This window comes from Gluconobacter cerinus, from assembly GCF_002723935.1.
Classification (GTDB): domain Bacteria; phylum Pseudomonadota; class Alphaproteobacteria; order Acetobacterales; family Acetobacteraceae; genus Gluconobacter; species Gluconobacter cerinus.
This window is the reverse complement of the sequence record NZ_BEWM01000001.1, coordinates 672,391-698,089: the sequence shown is the minus strand read 5'-3', so window position 1 is coordinate 698,089 and position 25,699 is coordinate 672,391. Positions and strand designations below refer to the sequence as shown.

At 56.3% G+C, this 25,699-nt stretch carries 20 protein-coding genes and 1 tRNA gene; 10 read left to right on the top strand and 11 right to left on the bottom strand.

Annotated elements, in window-relative coordinates; all coding sequences use genetic code 11:
* Positions 1-40: 40 nt before the first annotated feature.
* The 4 genes from GCE01_RS03235 to GCE01_RS03220 all read right to left on the bottom strand — a co-directional run bounded on the left by GCE01_RS03235 (position 41) and on the right by GCE01_RS03220 (position 6,429).
* A complete protein-coding gene (locus GCE01_RS03235) occupies positions 41-1,843 on the bottom strand; it encodes a sensor domain-containing protein (RefSeq protein WP_099210875.1) in 1,803 nt (600 codons plus the stop codon).
* A 318-nt stretch (positions 1,844-2,161) separates the two neighbouring features.
* Entirely contained in the window at positions 2,162-3,667 is a 1,506-nt protein-coding gene (locus GCE01_RS03230) for an efflux transporter outer membrane subunit (protein WP_099210873.1), read from the bottom strand.
* An 8-nt stretch (positions 3,668-3,675) separates the two neighbouring features.
* Positions 3,676-4,752, bottom strand: coding sequence for an HlyD family secretion protein (locus GCE01_RS03225; RefSeq protein ID WP_099210871.1), 1,077 nt, complete (start codon positions 4,750-4,752; stop codon positions 3,676-3,678).
* Positions 4,753-4,770: 18 nt separating this feature from the next.
* On the bottom strand, positions 4,771-6,429 hold the full coding sequence (locus GCE01_RS03220; protein ID WP_099210869.1) for an MFS transporter: 1,659 nt from the start codon (positions 6,427-6,429) through the stop codon (positions 4,771-4,773).
* 190 nt (positions 6,430-6,619) lie between these two features.
* Between GCE01_RS03220 and GCE01_RS03215 the strand changes: the two genes are divergently transcribed.
* The 6 genes from GCE01_RS03215 to GCE01_RS03190 all read left to right on the top strand — a co-directional run bounded on the left by GCE01_RS03215 (position 6,620) and on the right by GCE01_RS03190 (position 14,089).
* Positions 6,620-7,567: a LysR substrate-binding domain-containing protein gene (locus GCE01_RS03215; protein WP_099210867.1), complete on the top strand. Its 948-nt coding sequence runs from the start codon at positions 6,620-6,622 to the stop codon at positions 7,565-7,567.
* Positions 7,568-7,802: 235 nt separating this feature from the next.
* The gene (locus GCE01_RS03210; RefSeq protein WP_174694776.1) at positions 7,803-10,130 is read left to right on the top strand and encodes a TonB-dependent receptor; all 2,328 of its coding nucleotides are present in this window, start codon (positions 7,803-7,805) and stop codon (positions 10,128-10,130) included.
* An 81-nt stretch (positions 10,131-10,211) separates the two neighbouring features.
* On the top strand, positions 10,212-10,967 hold the full coding sequence (locus GCE01_RS03205; protein WP_099210865.1) for a tetratricopeptide repeat protein: 756 nt from the start codon (positions 10,212-10,214) through the stop codon (positions 10,965-10,967).
* A 109-nt stretch (positions 10,968-11,076) separates the two neighbouring features.
* Positions 11,077-12,888 (top strand): tannase/feruloyl esterase family alpha/beta hydrolase, encoded by a 1,812-nt coding sequence (locus GCE01_RS03200; RefSeq protein WP_244591061.1) that lies wholly within the window; start codon positions 11,077-11,079, stop codon positions 12,886-12,888.
* Positions 12,881-13,486, top strand: coding sequence for an O-methyltransferase (locus GCE01_RS03195; protein WP_099210861.1), 606 nt, complete (start codon positions 12,881-12,883; stop codon positions 13,484-13,486). Before GCE01_RS03200 ends, GCE01_RS03195 begins: the two co-directional genes overlap by 8 nt.
* A 48-nt stretch (positions 13,487-13,534) precedes the next feature.
* Complete coding sequence (locus GCE01_RS03190) at positions 13,535-14,089, top strand: DUF4405 domain-containing protein (protein ID WP_174694775.1); 555 nt, start codon at positions 13,535-13,537, stop codon at positions 14,087-14,089.
* A 42-nt stretch (positions 14,090-14,131) separates the two neighbouring features.
* On the opposite strand, the gene GCE01_RS03185 is transcribed toward GCE01_RS03190, so the two are convergent.
* Complete coding sequence (locus tag GCE01_RS03185) at positions 14,132-14,815, bottom strand: Fe2+-dependent dioxygenase (protein ID WP_099210859.1); 684 nt, start codon at positions 14,813-14,815, stop codon at positions 14,132-14,134.
* A gap of 232 nt (positions 14,816-15,047) precedes the next feature.
* Here GCE01_RS03185 and exbB point away from each other — a divergent pair, with 232 nt between their 5' ends.
* From exbB to GCE01_RS03165, 4 genes are all read left to right on the top strand, one after another.
* Positions 15,048-15,761 (top strand): tonB-system energizer ExbB, encoded by a 714-nt coding sequence (gene exbB / locus GCE01_RS03180; protein ID WP_099210857.1) that lies wholly within the window; start codon positions 15,048-15,050, stop codon positions 15,759-15,761.
* 8 nt (positions 15,762-15,769) lie between these two features.
* Complete coding sequence (exbD, locus tag GCE01_RS03175) at positions 15,770-16,204, top strand: TonB system transport protein ExbD (protein ID WP_099210855.1); 435 nt, start codon at positions 15,770-15,772, stop codon at positions 16,202-16,204.
* Positions 16,201-17,037 carry an energy transducer TonB gene (locus tag GCE01_RS03170; RefSeq protein ID WP_099210853.1) on the top strand — a complete coding sequence of 279 codons (837 nt, stop codon included), beginning with the start codon at positions 16,201-16,203 and terminating at the stop codon, positions 17,035-17,037. Before exbD ends, GCE01_RS03170 begins: the two co-directional genes overlap by 4 nt.
* Before the next feature lie 196 nt (positions 17,038-17,233).
* On the top strand, positions 17,234-17,974 hold the full coding sequence (locus GCE01_RS03165; protein WP_099210851.1) for a siderophore-interacting protein: 741 nt from the start codon (positions 17,234-17,236) through the stop codon (positions 17,972-17,974).
* 52 nt (positions 17,975-18,026) lie between these two features.
* Here GCE01_RS03165 and GCE01_RS03160 read toward each other — a convergent pair whose 3' ends face one another.
* From GCE01_RS03160 to GCE01_RS03135, 6 genes are all read right to left on the bottom strand, one after another.
* On the bottom strand, positions 18,027-19,991 hold the full coding sequence (locus GCE01_RS03160) for a hypothetical protein (RefSeq protein ID WP_373321862.1): 1,965 nt from the start codon (positions 19,989-19,991) through the stop codon (positions 18,027-18,029).
* A gap of 266 nt (positions 19,992-20,257) precedes the next feature.
* Positions 20,258-20,333: transfer RNA gene (locus GCE01_RS03155), tRNA-Glu, on the bottom strand.
* Positions 20,334-20,374: 41 nt separating this feature from the next.
* Entirely contained in the window at positions 20,375-22,174 is a 1,800-nt protein-coding gene (recJ, locus tag GCE01_RS03150; protein ID WP_099210847.1) for a single-stranded-DNA-specific exonuclease RecJ, read from the bottom strand.
* A gap of 10 nt (positions 22,175-22,184) precedes the next feature.
* Positions 22,185-23,186, bottom strand: coding sequence for a class II fructose-bisphosphatase (glpX, locus tag GCE01_RS03145; protein ID WP_099210845.1), 1,002 nt, complete (start codon positions 23,184-23,186; stop codon positions 22,185-22,187).
* Positions 23,183-24,472 (bottom strand): homoserine dehydrogenase, encoded by a 1,290-nt coding sequence (locus GCE01_RS03140; RefSeq protein WP_099210843.1) that lies wholly within the window; start codon positions 24,470-24,472, stop codon positions 23,183-23,185. Before GCE01_RS03140 ends, glpX begins: the two co-directional genes overlap by 4 nt.
* Positions 24,469-25,695, bottom strand: coding sequence for an LL-diaminopimelate aminotransferase (locus tag GCE01_RS03135; RefSeq protein WP_063904432.1), 1,227 nt, complete (start codon positions 25,693-25,695; stop codon positions 24,469-24,471). The genes GCE01_RS03140 and GCE01_RS03135 overlap by 4 nt, the downstream gene beginning before the upstream one ends.
* Positions 25,696-25,699: the final 4 nt, after the last annotated feature.

Sequence of the window (25,699 nt, the reverse complement as noted above, 5' to 3'; positions counted from 1 at the left end):
AGTTTGCCTCCGTTTTTGTATGGAACGCGGCTGAAAAGGCCTATTCTGCAACATCCATTTCAGGAACGATTGATTCACTTTTGATCCAGGGTGGGCCGTCCATGTTCAGAACGTGTGGGATTTGAGACAAGGGAACAGCTTTTGAAAAATGCCAGCCTTGCAAAAAGTCACATCCCATCAGGCGCAGTTCTTCTGCTTGCTCAGCTGTTTCTACGCCTTCAGCTACAACAACACGGTCCATGCTGTGAACAATATCGATAACACCTTGGATAATGGCCGTATCGATGCCGCGTTCCGTAACGCCTGAGGTAAAGACGCGGTCGATCTTGATATGATCGAACGTCACGGTTCGGAGATGGGTCAGAGACGCAAATCCGGTTCCGAAGTCATCCAGTGAAATCTGGACGCCTGCGCGATTGAGTTTCTTGAGTTCATCCAGAATATGCTGGTTGTGCTGGCCGAAGAGAATTTTTTCCGTGATCTCGATTGTCAGTTTTTCAGCCGGGACAGCATATTTCTTCATTTCACGGAAAAGCCGTTCCGTAAAATTATGATCCCGAAAATCATCTGACGTTACGTTGATGGAAATGCGGTCAAAAGGAATCTTGTGTTGCAGCAGATACCGGATGTCCGTGAGAGCTTGTCGCAGCACGAAATTCCCAATTGCAATACTGAGCTCGGCATCGTCGAAAGCATCATAAAAATATTGCGGGCTGAGAAGACCGCGCTCTGGATGATCCCACCGTAAGAGAGCCTCGAAGGAGGGAGGGCGTTCCTGATTTAAAGGGAGGACAAGCTGATAGAAAAGTTTGAACTGCTTCTTTTTTAAAGCGGCTTGCATGGCTGTCCGTAGCCGGGAACGACGCTCCGTTTTTTCTTTCATGAAGGGAGCATATTTTTTGATTCTATTGCGGCCGTCTGCTTTGGCTTCATAAAGTGCAAGGTCTGCACAGCGTAGAATTTCGCGTTTCCGACTGTCATTCAGTTTTGAGACGGCATATCCTAGACTGGCGCTGCACAGATGCGTCAAACTTCCGCTACGAAACCGAAATCGCATGGCCTCAAGAATTTTCTGAAGCTTGATTTCAAAGATCTGTGGATCGTTTGACACCATGATGATGGCAAATTCGTCGCCACCAATGCGTGCAATGAAACAGTCAGTCGACTGAAAAGTCTTCAGACGACCTGCAATTTTTTTAAGCAGGCGATCACCGGACTCATGGCCCGATGTATCATTGATGATCTTGAACGTATCGATATCGAGCAGGCACAGGCAGAAATGCCGATTGTCCGGATGTTCCTGTGCGAAAAGGACCTTCAGATACTGTGAAAATGATGTGCGGTTGGAGATATTGGTCAGGAAGTCAGTGTTGACGGCTTCCTGCAGTTTCAGCCGGTTTGCTGTCAGGCGTTGTTCGGCACGTTTACGGGCGGTGATGTCAAAGCGGATTGCCACATAGTTGATGACTTTCCCTTTTTCATTGCATCGGGGAACAATAGTCGTATCGACCCAGTATAATTTTCCGTTCTTCTTTTTATTGCAGATCTCACCGTGCCAAACGCCACCTTGCGCGATGGTGCGGTACATCTTCTGGAAAAAATTAGAATCATGAACGCCTGAATGAAGCATTCGATGATCTTGCCCAATCAGTTCAGCCCTGGAATAGCCACTGATTTCAACGAATTTTTCATTAACGGAAAGAATTTTTCCTTTAGTATTCGTTACGGCAACAATAGCCGAGCAATCAAGAGCATGGAGAACAAAGGAATCGTGAGAACTTTCGGACCATGCCTGAAGTGATTCAAGATAAGTTCCGAAATTCTGTTCCTGAAAAGTGTTCACTAAGCCTGTCCCGCTTGACCATAAATCCGAGTGTCGCGAGAAAACACTAAAAAAATACTAACAACGTTCTTTTGTGTGGGTATATCTGAAAGATAATATCACAAAAAGACCTTTTTTCAGGTCATAAGCGTTAAGGCAAAAGCGTTCTGTTCGCCAGAAATAGCTTTCTGGGAAATACAGAAGGGCTTTAGCGCACGGTATTTCATGGATTTGCTGAATTTATCCTCAGCAGAGGATGCACCGAAAAGGTGTCAGATCTGTCGTCCGGCTGGTGGGGCACCGAACGACAGAATGTCGGATTGGGAATATCCGGAGTGCTTAAAGAGAGCCTTCCCAACCGCCCCCTAGAGCGCGGTAAAGATGTGTCATTGAAACGGAAACGCCTGCTCTGGCCTCGGAAAGGGCGCTGCGTGTTGCGAGAAGCGCATTTTGTGCAGTGAGAACGTTCAGGAAGTCGCCCGCACCCTGACTGTATTGTAGCTGGGCAATGTGAACGGCCGTTTCGTTCTCGGTAACGCTTTCTTCAAGCCGTTTCTGACGATCCTGAGCTGTACTGAGGTCCGTCATGGCATCATCGATTTCCTCCCATGCGCGGAGGATTGTACGCTGCAGAGCAATGGCAGCTTCTTTCTGCTGGGCTTTGCGAAGGTGCAACTGTCCTGTCAGACGGCCGCCCTCAAAGAGAGGCAATGTCATGGTCGGGCCAAAGCCGTACTGACGCGACGCCCATGATCCAAGTCCGCTGAACTGGAGTGCCTGAATATCCAGGCTGCCAGACAATGTGATGCGCGGGTAGAAGTCTGCAATCGCCACACCGATACTCGCCGTTGCAGCATGCAGGCGTTCTTTGGCCGCGCGAATATCCGGTCTCCGGTCCGCGAGCTGAGAGGGCAGGCCTGTTGGAATGTTGGTTGGGACGGGCGGAATAATGCCCGGTTTGTTCAGTGTGCTGGCCAAGGCACCGGGTTCACGTGCCACAAGGAAACTGAGGGCATTGATCAGATGCACACTCTGGCTTTTCAGAGGAGGCAGACGGGCTTCGAAGCTGTGCATCTGTCCACGGGAATAGGCGACATCCAGTTTGGTGGCAGTTCCCTGTGTAAAGCGCAGCGTTGTCAGGTCCACGCTATGATGGGCAATGTCGATGCTCTGCTGGGTAATGGCGATCTGTGCCTGCACATTGCGGAGCGCAATATAGTCCTGTGCGGTCTCCGCCATGAGGGAGACAAGCACGTTGCGCTGCATGTCTTCCGTTGCATGCATGGCCGCTGTGGCGGCTTCAACCTGCCGCCTGACATGCCCCCAGAAATCAACTTCCCAAGAGGCACTCAAGCCGTACTGGGGAAGGTTGAACGAGGGATTGCCCTTCGCGCCATCAGCGGCGGCTGGCCCAAATCCCTGCGCACCACTGGCAATATCACCGGGACTGGCCTGCTCGGTTGTTCCCAGAAGTCCAAGGATACCGTTGGTGCTGGCGCGCTCCCGTGCGTAGGACGCTGCTCCATCCAAGCGGGGCATTTGTGCGGCACTGGCAATCCGTCGTTCTGCGGTGCTTTCAGCCAGATTCAGGGCTGCTGTTCGCAGATCAAGGTTGTTGCGAGCCACGTCAGCTTCAAGCTGTGTCAGCACCGGGTCGTTGTAGAGACGCCACCATTGTGGATCGAGTGCAGCCTGCGTCGGATGATCTGCGGCTGGTGTGACGCTCTGATGATATTGCGCAGGTGCGTGATCTGGTGGGGCGTGATAGTCCGGACCGACCGTACACGCAGTCAGGGCCGTGACGGATAGCAGGGCCGTAACCCGAGAGAAGAAAGAAAGGCGCATGGGGTGTCTCACTGCCAGGCGTAACGGTTGTCGCGGGCGTGGGGGCCCTCAGGCTGTGAGGCTGTATCGACTTCCGCTTCAACAGACATGCCGACACGGACCTTGGCCGCGAGAGGCTGACCTGCATCGAATGTGAGTTTGACCGGTACGCGCTGGACCACCTTCGTAAAGTTGCCCGTTGCATTATCGGGCTGGATTGCTGCAAAGGCGACGCCAGTCGCAGGAGCCAGACTGTCCACGTGGGCATGGAGAGGATGACCGGGGAAGGTATCGACCCAGATGGTTGCCCGCTGGCCTGTTTGCATTTTGGTCAGTTGGGTTTCCTGGAAGTTAGCGAGGACATAGGCTTTTTGTACCGGCACGACAGCCAGTAGGCCTGTGCCAGGGTGCACATAGGCACCCACGCGTACGCCACGCTCACCGATGATGCCATCGACCGGGGCAGGAATGGTGCAATAAGACAGATTGAGTTCGGCCTGATGTTCTGTGCTCTGTGTCTTGAGGAGAGCGCCTTGAGCACGCTGGATTTGTGCCTGAAGAACGGGAATTTGTTGTTTCGCGCTGTCCACGCCTGCTTTGTCGCGCGCGATGGCAGCCATGGCTTCACGAAGACGGGCATCCGCGCCCTGTTGCTGCTCCAGAGTGCTGGCCCCCCCGGCAGACAGATTGTGGTAGCGCGTTGCATTCTGCTGGGCGAAGACAAGGCTGGCCTCGTCGGCTTTGACGGTATCGGATGCGGCGGCGATCAGGCTGTCCTGCCGTGCGAGGGCTGCCTGTAGATTACCAACTTCGCCTTCGGCTGCGGCTACATCGCCCTTGGCTGCTGCAAGCGCAGCGCGATAGTCATCGTCTTCGATGTGGGCAAGTTCTTTCCCCGCGTGAACGTATTCGTTGTCTTCCGCCAGAACGCGGTCGATACGGCCGGACACCTTCGGCGCGACGGCTGTAAAGTCGGCTGTGACGTAAGCATCATTGGTTTTCTGGTGCACGCCATCACCCACGAAGAAGCGATCGGCGCTCCAGGCCAGTCCGGCCAGCACCACGACGGCACACCCGGCGAGAAGAAGAGGCTTTCCATAAATCATGTCTGAGAGATCCGGATCTTAATGGGCGGGGGCGGAGAGGGGAGCCGCCGGAACAGAGGTGGGAGCGGGTGCAGGTTTGGGCGCCGGGCCTTTACCGGGCGGATAAACGCGTTTTGGCAGGATAATGGCCAGAACGACGTAAGCTGCGCACAGCACTGCAATCACGAGGTATATGTCTGCCAGAGCAAGCACGACGGACTGTTCATGCACGTAGGTGTGGAAGATCTGCAGCGCATTGCGTGAGACATGTGCACTGTCAGGTGAGCTGTTCTGGATGGCGTTCTCGATCGGATTTCCCATGCCTGACAATGCCGTCGCATTGTTGCCGGAACGGTCGAGCAGCATGTTGGAATGGTATTGCTCACGCCGTCTGAGTAGGATTTCGAACAAGGCGGCAGCAACAGCGTTTGCCATGCCTTTGAGCATATTCACCATGCCGGAAATGAATGGTCCATCTGCCGGTCCGAGAGACATCGTGGCCAGCATCAGGACGGGAATGACCACCATGGGCTGCCCCACGATCTGGAGGCCCTGCAGAAGATAGAAATTATCCCGTACCCAGTCCGGTGTGAGCCACGTTCCGAGGAATGCAGCCAGTCCGAGGCAGCTCATGCCAATGCCGAGCAGATAGCGGCAGTCCACTGAACGCATGTTGCAAAGAGCCGCCGTCAGCGGAAGCATGATGAGCTGTGGCAAGGCAACCATGAGCGCAATAGGTGCCGTCTGGGATGGGCGATACCCCCGGACTTCTGCCAGATAGGTGGATGGAACCTCCATCATGAGGCCACAGATCACCAGGACACCCACAAGCGTGAGCATCGACATGGCAATGTTACGGTTCTTCCAGTACTGGAGCCGGAAAAATGGTGTGTGATGGTGCCATTCGTGGAACAGGAAGCCCAGAAACAGGGCGCCCCCCCAGAATGTCAGATGGGAAATAATGGGAGAGCGGAACCAGTCCAGCCGGTCCCCCTGATAGAGAACCGTCACGACACAGAGAATGGACGGCACACCAATGAAGAACCCGCGCCAGTTGAACTTCATGAAACGTTCGAGGTGTACGGGGTCTTTGGGAAGGCCATAAGCCATCATGGCAATGGCTATCGCGCTGAGAGGGATGACTTCCCAATACAGCCAGTGCCAGCCGAAATGCTCGAACCATAAGGCTTCCAGTGGGCCACCCAGATTAGGGCCAAAGGTCGCACTCATGGCGTAACCCCCAATACCAAACACCTTGATGGGCGGCGGCAGATATTTGAGCATGACCGTCATCAGGACAGGCGGCAGACATCCCGCGCTCAGGCCTTGTGCCGCGCGCAGAAAACACAGGGAAATCATGTCCGGCATGAACGGCAGCGGAATGGACAGCAGGGCAAGCACTGCCGTCATGAAGATCGAAAAACGGTAGATCGAGAACGTCATGTAAAACCATGGCGTGAAGGCCATGGCGGCAATGTTGAAGGCTTCGTAGGTCGAGATGAACCAGGTGCCTTCATCATGGCCGATATGCATCGCGCCACGGATGTCCGACAGGCCGATTTCGGTGATGTGTTCGTTGAAACCCGCAACATGAACGGCCAGCAACATGCCAAGGCACCCGATCAGGGTGCGCATCCCGAAGGGCGGCATGTAAGACGGTTGCGCGGGTGGCGCTGCGGTGGGTGAAGGTAATGCCATCAGCTGCTCTCTTGGTGTCTGAGCGCATCTATCGAGGCATCGCAGGCGCAGAAAACCCTCACTTCGGGTAACTGAGGATTCCACTTTTCGGAAGGGTGAGCGAGAAGTCTTTCATTTCTGTATGTTGGACCGCATCGTTCCTGTTTATGCTCACAGGAACGTTTGCCGTTACACGCAGGAAGGATGTCGCATGTCAGACAAGCAGCCTCTCGGACGCCGTTATGATCTGGATCTCTTGCGTTACCTTCAGGTGCTGGTGGAGGAGCAGAGCGTCTCCCTTGCGGCGCGCCGTCTCAAGGTGAGTGAGCCCGCCATGAGCCGACATCTCGCGCGTTTGAGAACCGTGTTTGGGGATCCGATTCTTGTCATGTCAGGGCGACGTATGGTGGCGACGGCCTTCGCGAACCGTATTCGGGATCGTGTGCAGACGCTCGTTCGGGAAGCGGATGACCTTCTCAATGATGGCGCCACGCTGAACCTGAAAGCCATGTCCCCGAAGTTTACCATTCGGGCGAATGATATTGTGGTGGGAGCGTTCGGGCGCCCCATTCTTCAGGCGCTGCAAAAGGAGTGCCCTGACTGCCGGATCGTGTTCTCACCGGAATCCGAAGGGACGGCCAGCGAAGCTCTGCGGGGGAACAAGATTGATCTTTATATTGGCGCGACGGATGAACTGAGTCCGGAAATCATGCGACAAACCCTGTTTGAAACGTCGTTTAGTGCGCTGGTCCGGAAAGGCCATCCTATCCTGAAGGACAAGATAACGCCCCAGTCTCTGGCCGCGTATGACCATGTGAGTGTGTCCAGAAAAGGTCGCTCGAACGGACCGATCGATGCGATCTTGAAGGAACGCTATGGGTTGTCACGCCGGATTGCGATGGTTGTGCCGACCTATCATTCTCTGATCGCGGCCATTGGCGAAACTGATCTCATTCTGCCTTTGCCCAGAACTGTTATTGAGCGTTTTCCGCTTGAACGCATGGGGTTGGACAGCTTCGAATTTCCGTTCGAACTGCCGCCCGTTCGGCCTTTTCAGGCCTGGCATCCACGCGTTGACATGGACCAGTTGCATCGTTGGTTACGTGAAACCGTGCATCATGCCGTGCGGCAGGAACTGTGGCGAATTCGCACTGTGTGAGATGTGTTTGAAGAATATTTTATATTATTGTTGAGAATCATTTGCATTCGCACTCGTTCTGGGGAAGATAGCGCCAGTTTCGGCATGCAGATGTGATGTGCATGGTCTTGGAGGAATGCATTTCCCGAATAAGCCGTCCGTTTGAATGCGGTGATGGCGGCGGGATCGTTCCGGATGATCAAGGCTGGCGACTGTTTCGTCTGTGTGCTGTCGGCCAATCAGTTCAGGTGGTTTCATGCCTTCGAAAAACGAACATCTCAGCCCGCGATCTCTGACAGATAGCCTGATTTCCACCGAGGCAGGTCAATCCTCCACCGTCAAATGGCAGAAACTGGCTCTTCTGGCTCTGGGGGCCGGGCTGGGCGTGACGGAAACCGGAGAAGCAGACGCCCAGGATGCCGGGGCTGCCAACGATGCGGCTTCCGTCAGTCTTCCTGCTGTCAAGGTTCACGGACAGACCGACACGGCTGCGCCGGAACAGACCAATACGAACAACACCACACTCGATATCGGGCGTATGCCGGATACCGTGCGGGAGACGCCTCAGATCATCAGCGTTGTTCCCAAGGCGTTGATCGAACAGCAGCGTCTGTTCACGCTGGATCAGGCCCTGGCCAATGTTCCGGGCATCACCATGTCTACCGGTGAGGGGAATGGCGGCCTGAATGGCGATCAGTTCCGTATTCGTGGCCAGCAGGCCCGCGGCGACATTTACGAAGATGGTTTGCGGGATTTCGGCACCTATGTGCGTGACACGTTCAACACAGAAAGTGTTGAAGTGGTCAAAGGCCCGAGTGGCGAGTATTTCGGTGCGGGTAACGTGGGCGGTGTGATTAACCAGACGCTGAAAAAGGCGCATCTTGGAAATCATTACGCCCTGGATCAGTCCATCGGAAGCGGGATGCAGTATCGCGGTTCCGCAGACGTCAATTACCAGCTTGGCAAACATACTGCTCTTCGCGTGAACGGCATGTACAACAAGCAGGACGTGACAGACCGGAATAATGTTCGGTCAGACCGTTATGGCGTGGCGGCTGATCTTGGTTTCGGATTAGGAACGAAAACCACCTATCACCTGAACTATCAGTGGCTCGGAAGCCGCGGAACACCAGATTACGGTGTGCCGATGATCCAGATCGGCAATACGTACACGCCAATTACTGAACATGGATTGAACCGAAACACGACATATACGCGCAATTTTGACCGGGATAATTCCAATATCCACATGGTTACGTCGAAATTCGCAACTGAAATTGCGAAGTGGCTGACACTCAGCAACGACACGCGTTTCAGCCATTATCATCGTGATTACGCAGCGACTAACCCCAGTGCCTGTTCTGGCACGTGTGCTTCCAGTTTTCTTGCCGGGGGAAATCCGTCTCTGGCCTACGGCGCAGGCGGCGGTGCTGCTTACCAGCAGGATGGTTGGGGCATTCAGAACGTTATGATGACGCGTTCGAAATTTGACACGTGGTTCCTGAAGCATGATCTGCGGGCTGGTGTGGATATCAACTACACCAAAGACGATCGGATTATGGGCACGTATGTGAACCGGACGAACAACCAGACCATCCGGAACCCGTACTACTCTTCGCCGGGCACATATATCACCTGGCCATCCAGCGGGCATCGGACCGCAGATTTCCGGGATCTTGGCCTGTTTCTGGCTGATAAAATTCACCTCACCAAGAAACTGTCCATTTTCGGAACGTTCCGCTGGGATAGCTATAAAAGCACGTACTGGAGTGCTGCGGCTGCCTCTTCTGGCACACAGGCGCAGAGCTCCAACAAGTTCAGTCCGTCTGCCAGCATCATGTATGACATCACCAAAGATGCGACCGTCTATTTCACGTTTTCTCGCTCTTACAAGCCTGTCGGAACGGATGTGTCTTCCCAGATCACCAATCAGGCCAGCGTCGGCGATGTTGCGGTCAACGGTCGTGATCTGAAGCCGCAGCGCAGTGATCTGTTTGAAGTTGGAAGCAAGCTGGATTTCTTCAACAAGCGCCTTGGTGTGACGGGAGCTCTGTTTCAGATCAACCAGAACAACTCTTACACGTATGATGACGATGGCAGCATCATCACGGGTTTTCAGGATGCTGGAACAGGCCGCCGGATCCGCGGTGTCGAACTGAGTGCGACCGGCAAGATCACGCAGGCCTGGGATATCTATGCCACCTACGCATATATGGGCGGCAAAGTGACGAACAGCGCTACGATGTATGGCAATCAGGCGCCTCAGCTTCCGCACAATACGTTCTCGGTCTGGAGCACCTACAACCTGTCGCATCTGGTGCTGAGAGCAGGGCAGGGTACGCTGAAGGCTGGCGGCGGTGCACAGTACAGCTCCGGCTACTGGGCTAACGAGGCCAATACGGCACGCATGCCTTACAACTTCTCTCTGAACGGCATCGTGTCCTACGACTACGGCCGTTATCATGTGCAGTTTAATGCCAATAATCTGACCAACCATCTGAATTATGGTTCAGCGTTCAGCTCAAGCCGCGCTGTTCCGATGTCAGGGCGGACGTTCATGGGAAGCTTTGGCCTCAATTTCTGAGGCGAGCTTCAGACAGAACTGTTTGCAGCCCTTCCGGTCATTGGCCGGGAGGGTTTTTATGGTGAGTATCGGTGAAATATCATGGCGTCGTGCGGACAGCCCGTTGGTCCAGATTTTGAAAACGAAATGACAGTTGTGAGTTGCCCTCCGCAGGTACAGGCTCAATTACTTTTGGGTCAAATGCATGTGGACAGGGGATGGCTGGCCGAGGCTTTTCCATATTTTGAAGCGGCTGCACGGAGTGGTCATCCGGTAGCAGTGAATATGCTTGGTCGCGCGTATGAAAGAGGGTGGGGCGTCCCGCGTAACCCTGCTCAGGCCGCCGCATATTTTGAGACAGCCGCCGCCCGCGGAGAAACGTGGGCCATGTTCAATCTGGCGGATCTTCTGTTGCTGGGAGACGGAGTTCCAAAGAACCGCGCGCGCGCCTACCGGCTCTATGTATCGTCTGCCGAAAAAGGCAATGTGAAAGCTCTCAACATGTTGGGGCTCTTGCACGAAGACGGCATCAGCGGGGTGCCTGATCCGGAAGGTGCGAAAGTTTTCTTTCAGGCCGCATCGGAAGGGGGGGACTGCTGGGCAGACCTTAATCTCGCACGTCTTGCGCTGGCACAGCAGGATGTCCCTGTTGCGGTATCCTGTTTCCAGAGGGCTTTGCAATCCGGTTTCCCGGATGTTTCCCAGGCTATTATTGGTCTGATTGGGCTTTGTGAAAATCCTGCTTTGCATGCCGTGAAAGCACAGGCCATCCGGCAGCTTGTACAGAAAGAGCCGCCCCGCATTGTCTCCACCACATTCGATCAGCTTTCGTCCGGCGAAAGATTATGTGCGGAGTAGCGGCGTCTGCATTGGGCTTACAAATTCATACACTTCTGTCGCAGCGCGGGACGGGCAAGCGATGTCATATGATCGAGCTATTTAAACCTTGTTCATGGAGACGTGCGTCTTGAGGTCTGTTTTCCAATACTGTCGACGTCCGATATGGAGCCTGCTGGCCGCGATATTTCCGATCATGCTCGCTCTGGGGATCGTGCAGTCTGCAAAGGCTGCTTCCATTGCAGGCTTGCCTCCGGTTGCTCCTGTCATATCGTGTGAAATACTTGGAAAAACGGATCTGGCACCGTTTGTCGGCGCGTCTGTTGATCATCAGGTTGCGGTCGTTCTGGAAACGCCAACAGGTAAGTTCTGTAAGGTTACCGGGCAGATCGCGCCAAGCATTTCCTTCGAAGTTGACCTGCCCATGGAACACTGGACGCAGCGGTTTCTGCTGGGCGGTTGCGGTGGCCTGTGTGGCATGACGCGCGTCGGTGTCAGCAATGCTGGCGCCTGCGCTCCTGCTCTGAATGGTGAATTTGTTATGGCCGGTGATGATCTGGGTCACACTGGTCCCATGATGGGATTACAACAGGGCTTCTTCGGCAAAGACCCGCAGAAGCGGATCGATTTTGCATATCGTGCCAATCATCTGACAACACTCGCCGCCAAAGCACTGACGAAAGCGTTTTACGGGCAGGCTCCGAAGTATTCCTATTTTGTAGGCTGTTCGGATGGCGGACGCGAAGCGCTTATGGAGGCGCAGCGTTTCCCAGATGATTTTGACGGCATTTCTGCGGGCGCTCCGGCCGCACTCTTCACCGTGCAGAACTCATTCTACCATGCGTGGAATGTCCGCGGGAACCAGCGTGCTGATGGCACGAACACTCTGCTACAGGATCGCGTTTCTGTCCTGCACGACGCGGTTGTTAAGCACTGCCCGACATTATCGGGAGTTGCGGACGGTATTCTGGAAGAGCCGAGAGCCTGTCATTTCGATCCTGCTTGGGTGCGGTGTCCGGCCGGTCAGGCCAACACGTCCCATTGCCTGACAGCAGAGGAAACACAGGCAGCCCTCCGGATCTATAGTGGTGCAACGGACGCTTCCGGACGGTCCTATATTCTGCACGGGCCATTCCCCGGTTCTGAAACGCAGTGGGCGCTGCCTTCGTCCCCAACGGGCGAGAGTATGAGCAATGGAATTGCCGCGTCTGCCATTGCCTATGTCATTTCACCAGAGGTGAACGAAAAGGCCACGGATCTGACGCAGTTCCAGTTCGATCATGCGACGTTCGACGTCATGAACGAACTGGCACCGCTCTATAATGCCGAGAATACGAATCTTCATCCGTTTCAGCGCCGGGGCGGCCATCTGATCCTCTGGCATGGACTGGCCGATCAGTCGATTTCCCCCGTCAACACGATTGCCTATTATCAGGGTGTGCAGAAGGAAATGGGACGTACCCTGACGGACCGTTTCCTGCGTTTCTATCTGCTGCCGGGTGTCGGGCATTGTGGAAATGGTGACGGCTTCCCGCAGGTGGACTTCCTGTCTCCGCTGATGGCGTGGACGGAAACCGGGACTGCACCAAGCGCGATCCTGACGGAAAAAATCTCACACTCCGATATACCCATGGGAAAGGCGGGAAGCACAGGGAAAGCCGGGGGCGGTCAGATCCATGCAGCGGCGATGCCCAGTCAACCATATGCCCGGCCCAATGGTACACCCACTGCCAGTCGACCGGTTTATCCTTACCCGTTTATCGCCCGCTATACGGGGCATGGCGATGTGAATTCCGCTGCGAATTACCATCCTGTGAAGACATCTGTCGCCCTGCCAATGACGTTTGACAGTTACGCCAACTCCCTGATCGGGCCGGATAATCAGAAGGATTACACGGTGCGCGACGGCAAGCTGGCCGTACTGGAGCATACTCATGGATGATAAACTGAATGCTGTTCTGGATCTCTATTATGAGCGGATCCTGAAAGAACGGCAGGAGCATGCGGACGGGATTTCCCGCCCCGCGTCCGAGCGTTTCATGGCGGTAGGTCCGCAGACCGGGCAACTGATCAACATTCTGGCGCGCAACCTCAAGGCGCCGACGATCCTCGAACTGGGAACGTCTTTTGGATATTCCACCCTGTGGTTGGCGGAAGCGGCACGCCGGACGGGCGGTCGTGTCATCACCATGGAACTGGAGCGGGAGAAGGTTGCCTTCGCCAGAGACATGGCTGCGCGTGCCGGTGTGGAAGAGCACATTGAGTATCGTATCGGGGATGCGGTTGAGATGATTTCAGAGTTGAAGGACGGCATTGATTTCGTCCTCCTAGATCTCTGGAAGAATCTCTATGTGCCGTGCCTTGAAGCCCTGATACCGCATCTGCGGTCAGGCGCCGTTCTGGTCGCGGATAATATGGTTATTCCGGGCGGTGAAGACGCTCGGCGCTACCAGGAATTCGTTCGCTCACAGCCGGGGATCTTGAGTGTTCCGCTCTCCGTCGGGACCGGGCTGGAAGTCAGCCGTTTTCTGCCCGGCTGAATTTTTCATTCTCTAACAGGGCGTGTGTGTCCTTTTCTGGAAAGCTCAATGTTCAGAACTTTCATGAACCGTTACGGAACCCCACTGACGACAGGATTTTTCCTGATTTCGGCCATTACCGGGGTGGCACTTTTCTTCCACTGGGGCCCCGGCGCTTTCCATCCGATGCATGAATGGCTGAGCATGGTCCTGCTCGTGCCGTTCGCGCTGCATCTGATCAAGAACTGGACATCACTCGTCAATTACGCTCGGCGCGGAACACTCTACATTCCGCTTCTGGTGGCACTGGCTTCAACAGCCTATTTCTTTTTGCCGCAATCGTCCTCAGGCCATGCTGGCAACAAGCAGGTTGCTTTCATGCTGGTACCTTTGGTGACGCAGGCTCCCCTGTCTCAGGTCGCTCCACTCGCGCATATGGACGGGGGAATGCTAGCCCATAAGCTCTCTGCACATGGCCTGACGGTGACATCTGAAGACCAGTCAATTGCGCAGATTGCTGAAGCGAATGGCAAGAATACGAATGACGTTCTGGCCATGGCGTTTCAGAGTGGTGGCCATGGACATCAGCATGGCCCATCAGAACACGACCATCACGAGCATTGATAAACGCTGGATTGCCCCGTTCAGGAAACGGGGCAATCCAGCTTAAAGCTCAGCCCATTGCCGCAGAAGGTTGTGGTAGGTGGAGGTCAGACCCAGAACTGCTGGGTGATCATCGGGAAGCGCCTTACGGGTCTCGATGATGGAGCGGTCAAAATCGTACATAAGAGCGCGTTTTGTATCGTCGCGGATCATGGATTGTGACCAGAAGAACGATGCCCAACGGCTACCGCGCGTAATGCGGTTAACGCTGTGCAGGCTGGTAGACGGATAGACCACCATGTCGCCCGCGGGGAGTTTGACGTTCTGATTGCCGTACGTGTCCTGAATGACGAGTTCTCCACCGTCGTAATCTTCTGGGGAAGACAGAAATAGTGTGGAGGAAACGTCCGTCCGGATGCGGAAACCAGCGCCTGGAATAGGGCGGATGGCATTATCAACATGTGCGTTGAAATGCATTCCGGTATCGTATCGGTTGAAAAGTGGTGGATAAACCCGCAGGGGCAGGGCCGCGCTATTAAAAGTTGGGTTGCGCCCTAAAGCTCTCAGAATAATTTCTCCAAGCTCACGGCACACATCTGAATCCTGCGGAATCTGAAGGTTTAACTTTGCCTTTGCAGACTGCTCCCCCGCTGTAACACGCCCATCTGTCCACTGCGCCGCCTCAAGTTGGTCGCGGCAATAGCGTACCTCTTCAGGAGACAGGACATTCGGAATGTGGATCAGCATGGGTGTGGACTTCCTAAGACGGGTCTTGGGGCTTTTTTCAAAGCGGCTGAGAATCTTGCTTGTAATTAAGAATGACTCTCATTATCGTTCTTTAAAGCTCTTTGCAGACTAGTGCAATCCATGTGGCACGTGTTGCCCGGATTGTGCGCGGCGACTGTCGGTTTGTTGCAAGGACATCGTGTTTCAACCCCGAGACAGGAGGGCGCAGCGTGTCGCCCCGACAGGCACAGTAATGTCTCTTACCTTCTCCCCCTGGCAGATGTTTCTTGGCGCCGGGCCGGTTGTCCGCTGCGTCATGACGCTTCTGGCGGCGGCATCCGTCGTCACATGGACGATCTTCATTGCCAAAACTGTTGAGCTGGTTCGCTTGCGGGCGCAGCTCAAAAAATCAGAAACGGCGCTGGAAGACGCAGACACACTGCATCTGGGAGAAGAATGGACGCGCGATGGTGCGGGTATCGCTCATGCCATGGTGCTGGCCGCAGAAGCGGAGCGCCGCCGCTCGGAAGATATTCCTGCCGATCGTGACGGCATCAAGGAGCGGATTGTCCTGCATCTTGAGCGTCTGGAAGCTGCTGAAGGCCGTCGCCTGATGAGAGGGACCGGCGTGCTCGCCACGATTGGCGCGACATCTCCCTTCATTGGCTTGTTCGGAACGGTATGGGGCATCATGTCCTCCTTCACGGGCATTGCCGCTGCTCATGCGACCAGCCTTGCCGTTGTTGCTCCTGGTATCGCAGAGGCCCTGCTGGCCACGGCGCTTGGTCTGGTCGCGGCTATCCCTGCCGTTGTGATTTACAACCATCTGGCCCGCCAGACCGCGGCTTGTCGCGCCTGCGTCGCGGATCTGACGTCACTTGTGATGCGTCTGGTCTCCCGTGATCTGGCCCGCACGGCGCTTGCAGCAAGCGGCAATGTCGTCCGCTTCATGGCTGCCGCGGAGTAATCGCAGGCATGGCTATTCATATTCGTCATGCCGATGAGGCGGTGCTGGAAGCTCACGAAATCAACGTGACGCCGTTTATCGACGTCATGCTCGTTCTGCTCGTGATCTTCATGGTTGCTGCACCTCTGACGACGGTCAACATCCCGGTTGATTTGCCATCTTCTACTGAAACGCCTGCTCCCCGCCCAGATGAACCGGTGTTCCTGACCGTCAAGGCTGACCATACGCTGGCTCTGGGCGAAGATGCCGTCAGTTCGGATCAGCTCGTTGATGCACTCGGCAAAGCCAGTAAGGGAAACAAGGAAGAGCGCATTTTTCTGCGGGCGGACAAAACCGTCGATTATGGAACGCTGATGGATGTGATGGGGCAGCTTCGGAAGGCTGGTTTCCTTAAGGTCGCGCTTGTCACGCTTCAGGGGCAGGAGGCTGGGGAAGGGCCGTGAGTTCTTCACCCGCGTCTCTCCCCACGACCTTCCGGGACTGGTATCAGTCGTATCAGCAGACCGAAGACCAGCGGAGTGTCCGTGTCTGGGGCCTGTCTGGTGCCGCCATGACTGTTCTGACAGGTGTGGCACTCTGGTGGGCCGTGACGCATGCGCCGCCACAGGTTGCGGCACCAAGTGCAGCTCCCCCGCCTGCCATCGCGATTGACATGTCCCCCATGCCGACACCTGCACCGGCTCCCCCGCAGGAGGTTGATCCCGGGCCGCAGCAGATGGTCACGCCGCCGGAACCGCAGCCGGATACGCCTCAGCAGGTGGATGCCCCGCCGTCTCCGGCACCGCATCCGCCCGTGCCTGTTCCAAAGGTGGAGAAGGTCAAGGTTCACAAGAAAACAGCAAAGAGCCTGCCTCAGCCGGTGAAACCGGTCCCGATGCAGGCTCCTGTTGCTGATAAGATGACCGCTCCGCCTGCTGCCGATAGTACGCCTTCCCAGAGCAGCAGCGCGGCGTCTGCCTCTCACGCGAGTCACTCCAGCAACGCGCCCGTGACCTGGCAGGGCGATATTCTGGCGCGTCTCGAACGCTTCAAGCGTTATCCGGCAGAAGCTCTGGCGCAGCATCAGGAAGGCACGCCCATTCTGTTCTTTGTCATGGATCGGCGTGGGCATGTTTTGTCTGCAAAAATCCGGAAAAGTGGTGGTTTTGCACTGCTGGATGAAGAAACCCTGGCGGTTGTCCGGCGTGCAGAACCGTTCCCGCCGCCGCCGGAGGAGATTGCAGGGGCGACAGTTTCTCTCACTGTTCCTATCGAATTTTCCGTCGAGGACCAGTAAAGGGGAAAAGCTGAAGGAATGCTCCAGTCAGATCGTGGCTGGAGATGACATCGAGGCTGGACGTCTCCAGTTTCCGTAAGCGTTAACGTCAATCAACGCACAGAACCGAACAGCCCCCTGCGCTGTGCCGGGCCTGTGCGTCTGTCGTCATGCAGTCCTCAGACCCGTTACTCAGGGGTAATTCAAGGATGAGAAGATGACCGTTACTGACACCACAGCCATTGCTCCCCCGGAAATCCGTCGTGTCATGCATGAGCTGAAACGCCGTGACTTGACTGTTGTGGACGTCGGGCGTGTGACGCCACGCATGATCCGCATCACGCTTCAGGATGAGAGCCTTCGAGATTTTCCCAGCCTGTCACCGGATGATCACATCAAGATATTTGTCCCGCAGAATGACGGCGAAATGGCCCGTCGGGATTACACGCCGCGCGTATTTGACCGCGCTGCCGGTACGCTGGTGCTGGATTTTGTGGACCATGATGGCGGACCGGCGGCGGACTGGGCTCGTAGTGCCAAGCCCGGTGATCATCTGGCCATTGGTGGTCCCAAAGGATCGCGCGTCATTACGGGTGATATTCGCCACTGGCTTCTGATCGGGGATGAAACCGCACTTCCGGCTATTGGCAGACGTGTTGAGGAACTGGATGCTGGAACGCCTGTCACCACACTGGCCGCAGTGACGGACGCGGCAGAAGAACAACAATTCGAAACTCAGGCATCTCACACGCCTGTCTGGGTTTATCGTCCAGCGGAACAGGCGCATCAGGCCGAGCCGTTCCTGCGCGCCCTGAAGACCATTCAGATCGTGCCGCAGACATTTATCTGGGTGGCTGCGGAAGCATCCGTTGCCCGGGCTATCCGGAGTGTTCTGGAAAACGAGCGTGGAATTTCGCCGCAGTGGATCAAGGCGTCTGGTTACTGGACGAAGGGCTGAAAATGGAAAAAGCCGCGTGTGTTGAACATGCGGCTTTTTGGGCAGGCGCCTTTTACTGGAAGGGCAGATAGCGGAAGTCGAAGAAGATCTGGCTCATACTGGTATGCGGATCGCCGCCAATGCCTTTCCAGATGTCCCGCCGTGCATAAGCGAGCTGAGTGCCGCCTTCAACAGTGCCAAAGCGACCTTTGAAGAACCGCCACCAGGCACCGATCGTCGCCTCTGAAACGCCGCGTGTATTGGCGGAGCAGGTGAGGGACGAAAGCTCCTGGAGGCAGCCCGCATTTGAGTAAAGCGGGTTGCCGTAGCCGTAAGACGACCCTTCACTGTTGAAATAGGCATGTCCCACGCGCTGTGTGCCAAAATATCCATACACATCAATATGCGGGTTGGGATGTGCAATCAGGCCTGCCTGTGCCTGAAGACCGAAGAGGGGCTCCGGGTCGCCCTTGGCATTCAGTGTCGCGTCCGGAAGCAATACGGAGCCGTAGCGGTTGATGCCCCATCCCGCGAGACCGGCTGCGCGGAATTCCAGCTTGCCTGAAATGATTGGCAGGATCAGCGATCCCCCTGCGCCACCCGCAATGGCGGTGTTGTTGTGGCCTGTATGATTGATGGTCACGCGATCATGCGGGAAATGCAGGATGCCTTCGACTTCGTAATGGCCCCAACTGGGATCGTAAGCCAGTTTGCCAATCAGGTCTGGCGCGATTTCGTTTGAGAAGTTTGCCGTGTCATTCGTCAGGCCAACGCCGTTTTCGCCAATCGTGGCCGTGTTGCCGTTTGGAAGGGACACCGTGCCGTTGGTGTTCGCGAAGCCGGTGGTGTCATACAGGGTTGCAGGATTTTCGATGGAAAAACCTGCCCAGAGGCGGTGGTCCATGAAATCCTTCACGACGCGCACCTGCCACTGGCGAGCCCATGTCTGACCCGCCAGCATGGAGGCTTCAATGGTTTCCGGAAGGCTCTCCTGACGGGCCACGATACCAATACGGCCGGGTGTCAGAAGGCTCCAGGCCTGACCGCCGAGGAAATGCCAGCCAGCTTTGTTATCATCATAGGCCAGATAGGCCTGACGCATCCGGAACGCATAGCTGTTGCTTTCATATGGATCCGTCGTCACTGCACCGGCGCCAAAATCGGATTCAAAGAAGCCTGAAATGGTCGCTTCGGAATTAATGTTGCCGCGTGCCAGGAGAGAGAGGCGGCTATAGCGGGCGCTCCCTTCAAAATTGTTGGTGTGATACCGCGGTTCATTCGGATACGGCATGTCCTGCCAATAATTGAATGTGCCAGACGCGACATGGCGGTTCTCAAGAACGGCCGCCATGTCCACAAAGCCACCCAGCATGAGTGTGACAGGGCCAAGGTGAAACACGCCATGATCGCCAACGGCACCAGCGGCCTGAGCGCCGATCGTTTCACGCGGATGTGGGCCGACACCATTTTCAGCGAAGCGCACCATGACATCTTCTGTCCGTTTCCCGACCACGGCCAGCTCAGATCCGGCGCCAGACTCAGTCACCCCGTGGTCGCGACGATCTCGTGCAACACGGTCTCTTGAGTCTGATGAGGGTAGAGCGCGGGAAGCGTGTCCTTCAGGCGAGTTGGCGTTGGATGCGAATGTTGCTTCTGAAGCAAGTTCTGTTGGGTGCTGGGACGAATGGAGTTGTGGCGCGTGAGGTGCAACTCCATGAATGGCAGACCTCGAAGGCGTGCCGCGAGCGACCATTGTCGTGTTCGTCGTTGTCTTGTCTGCGGGCTGAGCCGTGTGATGATGCTTGGCCATCTCTGAGCGCAGCATGACAAGATCGCGATTGATCTCTTCCTGCTCCTGCTGAACATGTGCCTGCGCTTCCTGAAGGCGGTGCATTTCCTTTTGCATGCGAGACATCACATCGTCATCTGCGTGTGCCTGTGAATGTACTGCGAGCAGACCGAACGCTGTGCTCATCATCAGGAGCCCGCGGATAGAAAAAACAGTGCTGCAGGCCATGCGCAGAGGGAAACGGGACAACTACGTTCTCCATGTCAAAAGATGTCTGATCTATGACACGGAATCGTGATCTCAAGAGTTAAAAAAGGTTTCAGACTCATGGAAAATCCAGAGCCGGAGCAAAATTTGGGGGATGTATAAGATTGGAATGTCTGAACATTCAGCTTCATTCAAAACGCTGGGCACAAACAGAAAATTCCAGCTCTGAGACCGTACAGAGTACGATCAAAGCTGGATATCTGCGTCATTTCATTTTGAGAAATGTGCCTGTAAGCTTTTGAAAAGCTTGGTGTCCCGTACGGGATTCGAACCCGTGTTGCCGCCGTGAAAGGGCAGTGTCCTAGGCCTCTAGACGAACGGGACTGGAGGCGTGAGCGGGTGTATAAGGGGGTTCATTTGTGCCGTCAAGCACTTGAAACGTCAGAAATGAAAAAAGTTAGATTTTGTCGTTCCTGCCAGGTTTCCACCCTCAAATGCCCTGCCAGATGCAACAGCGGCATCGTCCGATCTTCCAGCAACGGGACAAATGGTTTGTCTCCCGCACGGAAGACAAGTGCCTTAAGGCGTGTCCCGCCGTCTTCCCCCTGGAACATCACGCGCAGGGTGTTTCCGTCCTTGCCAATGCGATCAGTCTTGACGCATCGCACATTGCTGATTGCCAGAACGGGCTCTTCATTGCCGGGTCCGAAAGGAGCCAACCGCGCAAGCTGAGCAGCGACTTCAAGCGAGGCTCCTCTGAGTGTGGTGAGGCCATCGATCCGTAATGCGTCCTGAACCGGAAGAGCGCGGGCTTCGGAAAGCGTGTTGTCCAGTAGTTCATGGAATGTGGCAGCATTACCGGCTTCCAGCGAGAAGCCGGCAGCCATGGCATGACCACCACCCGTCAGAAGAAGCCCGGACTGTCTGGCAGCGATGATTGCAGCACCGATATCCAGTCCAGGAACAGAGCGGGCAGATCCTTTGATAATTCCGTCCGCGAGAGCGCCCACCAAAGCCGGACGATTGAAACGTTCTTTCAGTCGCCCCGCAACAATGCCCACAACACCTGGGTGCCAGGTTTCACCATGCAGAAAGATCACCGCATGATTGGCTTCAATCTGCTGTTCAGCCTGCTCCATCGCCTGAGCAAGAATGCCGGCTTCGACGCTCTGACGTTGCCGGTTCACGTTATCCAGCTCATCCGCAAGAGCGCGAGCTTCCACGACGTCTTCGGAGAGCAGAAGTCGCAAACCAAGATTGGCCTTGGCAATACGGCCTCCCGCGTTAATGCGTGGACCCAGAGCGAAGCCACAAGCCATCGCACTGGCTTCTTCCTTCACGCCTGCCACAGAAGACAGTGTGGCTAGTCCCAAGCGCTCTCCCCGCGCCATGACGCGCAAACCCTGCATGACAAGTGCACGGTTCAGCCCGGTGAGAGGCATGACGTCACAGATCGTGGCAAGAGCCGCGAGATCCAGACGCTTAAGAAGGTCAGGGGCAACGCGTCCATCCGTAAACCAGCCGTCTCGCCGAAGAAGACGTATGGTGGCGACCATGGTCAGGAAAGCGACGGCCGTTGCGCAGATTGCGCCAAGACCAGAGGTGCAGTCGAGGCGGTTCGGGTTAACGACAATGCCATTGGGCAGGATCGAGCCATCCGGCTTGTGATGATCAAGGACAATGACGTCCGTTTGGCCGTGAAAGCCGTTCAGAATGTCGATCGCAGCAGTGCCGCAATCGATGCAGACGAGCAGGGTTGCGCCTTCGGAAATCAGTTTTTTGAGTGCTGGTGTGTTGGGGCCGTAGCCCTCGGTCATGCGGTCTGGGATGTGTGTGCTGACGGTACAGCCAAGTTCCCGGAGGGTGTCACAGATGAGCGCTGTGCCGCAGGCTCCATCCACATCGTAGTCGCCAAAGAGGCCGATATGTTCATGCTTGCGGACGGCTTGAGCAAGTCTGTCCGCAGCTTTGTCCATATCCTGCAGGCAGGAAGGGTCGGGCATGAGATCCCGCAGACGTGGGTCCAGAAAGGAGGCTGCTTCCGTGGCTGTGACACCACGGGCAGTCAGGATACGGGCCAGAAGTTCCGGAATGGCTGCTCTTTGAGCCATTCCAAGGGCAAGTCGGTTATCCGCCTCTGCCAGACGTGGATCGCGCCAGATCCACCGACGGTTGCCTGCGCTGCGGGATACGCCGAGTACCAGGCCCGTATCGTCTTCTAACATGCTACTCCATTCAGGATGGTCGATTTGTCTTCAGGCTGAAGTCGTGATGGCTCTCAATATAGCGAACTGTGCCAGATTTTGAACGCATAACGATCGAATGCGTCTTGGCGCGGGTTGGGCTGATCCGTTCCACACCCCTCAGCAGAGAGCCGGTGGTGACGCCTGTAGCGCTAAACAAAACGTGACCGGCGGCCATGTCGTGCAGACCAAGAAGGCGGGTTGGGTCTTTTCCGTCAGCCATTTCGCGGGCGCGTTCACGCTGTGCATCGTCTTCAAACAGAAGGCGGCCCTGCATCTGACCATTCATGCATCGGATTGCAGCTGCTGCCAGAACACCCTCGGGAGCACCGCCGGAACCTGCATAAAGATCTACGCCGCCGCCATCGATGCAGGTTGCGATCGCCGCAGCAACGTCACCATCGCTGAGAAGCTGAACGCGGGCACCAGCCTGACGGGCACGGGCAATCAGTTCTTCGTGGCGTTCACGGTCCAGCGTACAGAGCACGAGGTCGGACACGTCGCGGTTCTTGGCCTTCGCAAGGTTGCGCAGGTTTTCTTCGATGGAAGAGTCCAGATTGACGACATCGTCCGGCAGGTCTGGGCCGACGACAATCTTTTCCATGTAGATGTCCGGGGCGTGCAGGAACTTGCCGCGCTCGGCGAGGGCGACCACCGTAATGGCATTCGGCAGGCTCTTGGCGCACAGGTTCGTGCCCTCAAGCGGATCGACCGCGATGTCCATGGCTGGGCCGCCGGAGCCAACCTTCTCACCGATGTAAAGCATCGGTGCTTCGTCCATCTCGCCTTCGCCAATGGTGACGACGCCATCAATGGCGACCGTATCAAAGGCGGCGCGCATGGCCTGAACAGCCGCACCATCGGCGTCGTTCTTCAGGCCGCGGCCTGTCCAGCGGTCAGAGGCAATAGCGGCCGCTTCCGTGACGCGGACAAGCTCCAGCGCCAGGTTGCGGTCAGTTACGCGGTAGGGAAGAACATTTGTAGGATCGATCACTGGAGAGAATCCTCGATCTTGAGCACCAGGGGAGCTCCCTTAACAACAGGGAGCGCGGAAAGTGCTGTGATAGCTGCAGAAATAGCCTTTTCTGGGGCCTGATGAGTCACCAGGGCCAGATATGCACGTCCCGCTGCAGCATCATGTTGCGAGACAAAGTGCACGGAAACATCATGGTCCCGGAGAACCGATGTCAGATCAGCCATGACACCCGAGCGATCTTCCACATCCAGACGAATATAGAAGGCGCTCTTCAGTTCCCCGAGGCTGGTGCAGGCAACGGGGGCTGGTGTGTTTCGAACGCCCCAGACCGGAAGGTCTGCACCACGGGCCAGATCGATCAGGTCTGCCACCACGGCGCTGGCTGTCGGGCCTTCGCCCGCTCCCCGGCCGGAAATGGTGATAGGACCACTGAACGGGCCTTGTGTGGTGACGGCATTGAATACCCCTTCCACGGCGGCGATGGCTGCCTTGGCGGGGACCAGACATGGGCGAACCCACGCCTCGATCCCGCTGTCTTTGCTGGCACGAGCCATGCCGAGCAGTTTGATACGGTATCCCAGTTCGTTGGCGAACGTCAGATCCGCTGCTGTCACATCTCGGATACCGTGGACAGGAAGAGTGTCGAATGCGATGGGCTGAAACGCGATGCCGGCAAGGATGGCCAGCTTGTGAGCCGTGTCCCATCCGTCCACATCCGTGGAAGGCTCAGCCTCCGCATAGCCTTTGGCCTGAGCTTCGGTCAGAACATCTCCGAAATCCCGGCCAGTCGTGCGCATTTCCGTGAGGATATAGTTGCAGGTGCCGTTCAGGATGCCACCCACGCTGTGGAGACGATCTGCAGCCAAACCTTCACGCACAAGTTTGATGGCAGGGATGCCGCCAGCAACAGCGGCTTCGAACAGGAGAGGCGCATTATTTTCGGCTGAAAGACGTGTCAGTGCGGAACCATGCAGGGCGACCAGAGCCTTGTTGGCGGTCACAACAGGCAAACCACGCGTGAGTGCCGTTTCTACCATGTCACGCGCCGGGCCTTCAGAGCCGCCAATCAGTTCGACAACAACGTCGATCTCCGGGTCCTGAGCAACGGATACGGCGTCGTCATGCCAGCGGGTGGCAGACAGATCGACGCCGCGATCCTTGCTTTTGCTGCGCGCTGTCACCGCCACAACTTCGATCGGGCGGCCAGCGCGGGCGGTAATCGTTTCAGCGTTCTCCCGCAGGAGACGAATGACGCCGACACCGACAGTCCCAAGTCCGGCCAGTCCGATCCGCAGTGGTTTCACGATTGTGCAGCTCCAAGAAGGTCAGCGGTCGATGCGCCGGCACCGTGCCGGCTCATGAAGCTCTTGATGGCCCGCGTCGCCTGACGCAGCCGCTGAGTATTTTCAACAAGTCCGATCCGGACGAACCCTTCGCCATATTCGCCAAAGCCCAGGCCGGGTGCGACGGCCACGCCAGCTTCTTTCAGCAGGAGCTTGGAGAATTCCACGCTCCCCATGTCAGCGAAAGCGGGGGGAATAGGGGCCCATGCGAACATGGATCCAGCGGGGGCAGGAACGTCCCATCCCGCAGCGCTCAGGCCACGCAGCAGAACGTCCCGGCGATCTTTGTACATGGCGCGGATGTCCGACACGTAATCCTGTGGGCCATTCAAAGCCGCAACCGAGGCCACCTGAATCGGCGTGAAAGCGCCGTAGTCCAGATAGGACTTGATACGCGTCAGGGCCTGAATCAGCTTCGGGTTGCCAACGGCAAACCCCATGCGCCAGCCTGCCATGGAATACGTCTTGGACATGGAAGTGAACTCCACGGCCACGTCCTTCGCGCCTGGTACGGCGAGCAAAGATGGCGGCGGTTCGTCCGCATTGAAATAGATCTCGCTATAGGCGAGGTCCGACAGGATCCAGATGTTTTCCCGGCGCGCGAAGGCCACGATTTCCTTGTAGAAATCGAGATTGGCGACGAATGCCGTCGGGTTGGACGGGAAGTTGACGATCAGCGCGGTCGGCTTCGGAACGGAGTGACGCACGGCGCGGTCCAGTGCGCGCAGCATGTCCTCATCCGGTGTGGCCGGAATGGAGCGGACGGACGCGCCTGCGATGATGAACCCGAACTGATGGATAGGGTAGGAGGGGTTCGGCACAAGGATCGTGTCACCGGGGCTGGTGATGGCGGCGGCCAGATTGGCCAGACCTTCCTTGGACCCCAGCGTTGCAATGACTTCTGTTTCCGGGTCGACGGAGACGTTGAAGCGGCGCTCATAATAGTTCGCCATGGCGCGGCGCAGACCGGGAATACCGCGGCTCACAGAATAGCCATGCGCGCGCGGATCACCCACGGTTTCGACCAGCTTCTGCACGACATGAGCCGGCGGAGCACTGTCCGGATTGCCCATGCCAAGATCAATGATGTCCTCACCGGCCGCTCGCGCGGCAGCCTTGGCCTTGTTCACTTCAGCGAACACGTAGGGCGGCAGGCGGCGGATGCGGTGGAACTCTTCGGTCATGACC

Excerpts from the sequence above, each read along its gene's own strand:
- exbD (WP_099210855.1), top strand. The coding sequence starts at position 15,770 with ATGGCTATTCATATTCGTCATGCCGATGAGGCGGTGCTGGAAGCTCAC.
- GCE01_RS03165 (WP_099210851.1), top strand. The coding sequence starts at position 17,234 with ATGACCGTTACTGACACCACAGCCATTGCTCCCCCGGAAATCCGTCGT.
- GCE01_RS03220 (WP_099210869.1), bottom strand. The coding sequence starts at position 6,429 with ATGGCATTACCTTCACCCACCGCAGCGCCACCCGCGCAACCGTCTTAC.
- GCE01_RS03215 (WP_099210867.1), top strand. The coding sequence starts at position 6,620 with ATGTCAGACAAGCAGCCTCTCGGACGCCGTTATGATCTGGATCTCTTG.
- GCE01_RS03190 (WP_174694775.1), top strand. The coding sequence starts at position 13,535 with ATGTTCAGAACTTTCATGAACCGTTACGGAACCCCACTGACGACAGGA.
- GCE01_RS03135 (WP_063904432.1), bottom strand. The coding sequence starts at position 25,695 with ATGACCGAAGAGTTCCACCGCATCCGCCGCCTGCCGCCCTACGTGTTC.
- recJ (WP_099210847.1), bottom strand. The coding sequence starts at position 22,174 with ATGTTAGAAGACGATACGGGCCTGGTACTCGGCGTATCCCGCAGCGCA.
- GCE01_RS03210 (WP_174694776.1), top strand. The coding sequence starts at position 7,803 with ATGCCTTCGAAAAACGAACATCTCAGCCCGCGATCTCTGACAGATAGC.
- GCE01_RS03225 (WP_099210871.1), bottom strand. The coding sequence starts at position 4,752 with ATGATTTATGGAAAGCCTCTTCTTCTCGCCGGGTGTGCCGTCGTGGTG.
- exbB (WP_099210857.1), top strand. The coding sequence starts at position 15,048 with ATGTCTCTTACCTTCTCCCCCTGGCAGATGTTTCTTGGCGCCGGGCCG.
- GCE01_RS03195 (WP_099210861.1), top strand. The coding sequence starts at position 12,881 with ATGGATGATAAACTGAATGCTGTTCTGGATCTCTATTATGAGCGGATC.
- GCE01_RS03185 (WP_099210859.1), bottom strand. The coding sequence starts at position 14,815 with ATGCTGATCCACATTCCGAATGTCCTGTCTCCTGAAGAGGTACGCTAT.
- GCE01_RS03230 (WP_099210873.1), bottom strand. The coding sequence starts at position 3,667 with ATGCGCCTTTCTTTCTTCTCTCGGGTTACGGCCCTGCTATCCGTCACG.
- GCE01_RS03205 (WP_099210865.1), top strand. The coding sequence starts at position 10,212 with ATGGCGTCGTGCGGACAGCCCGTTGGTCCAGATTTTGAAAACGAAATG.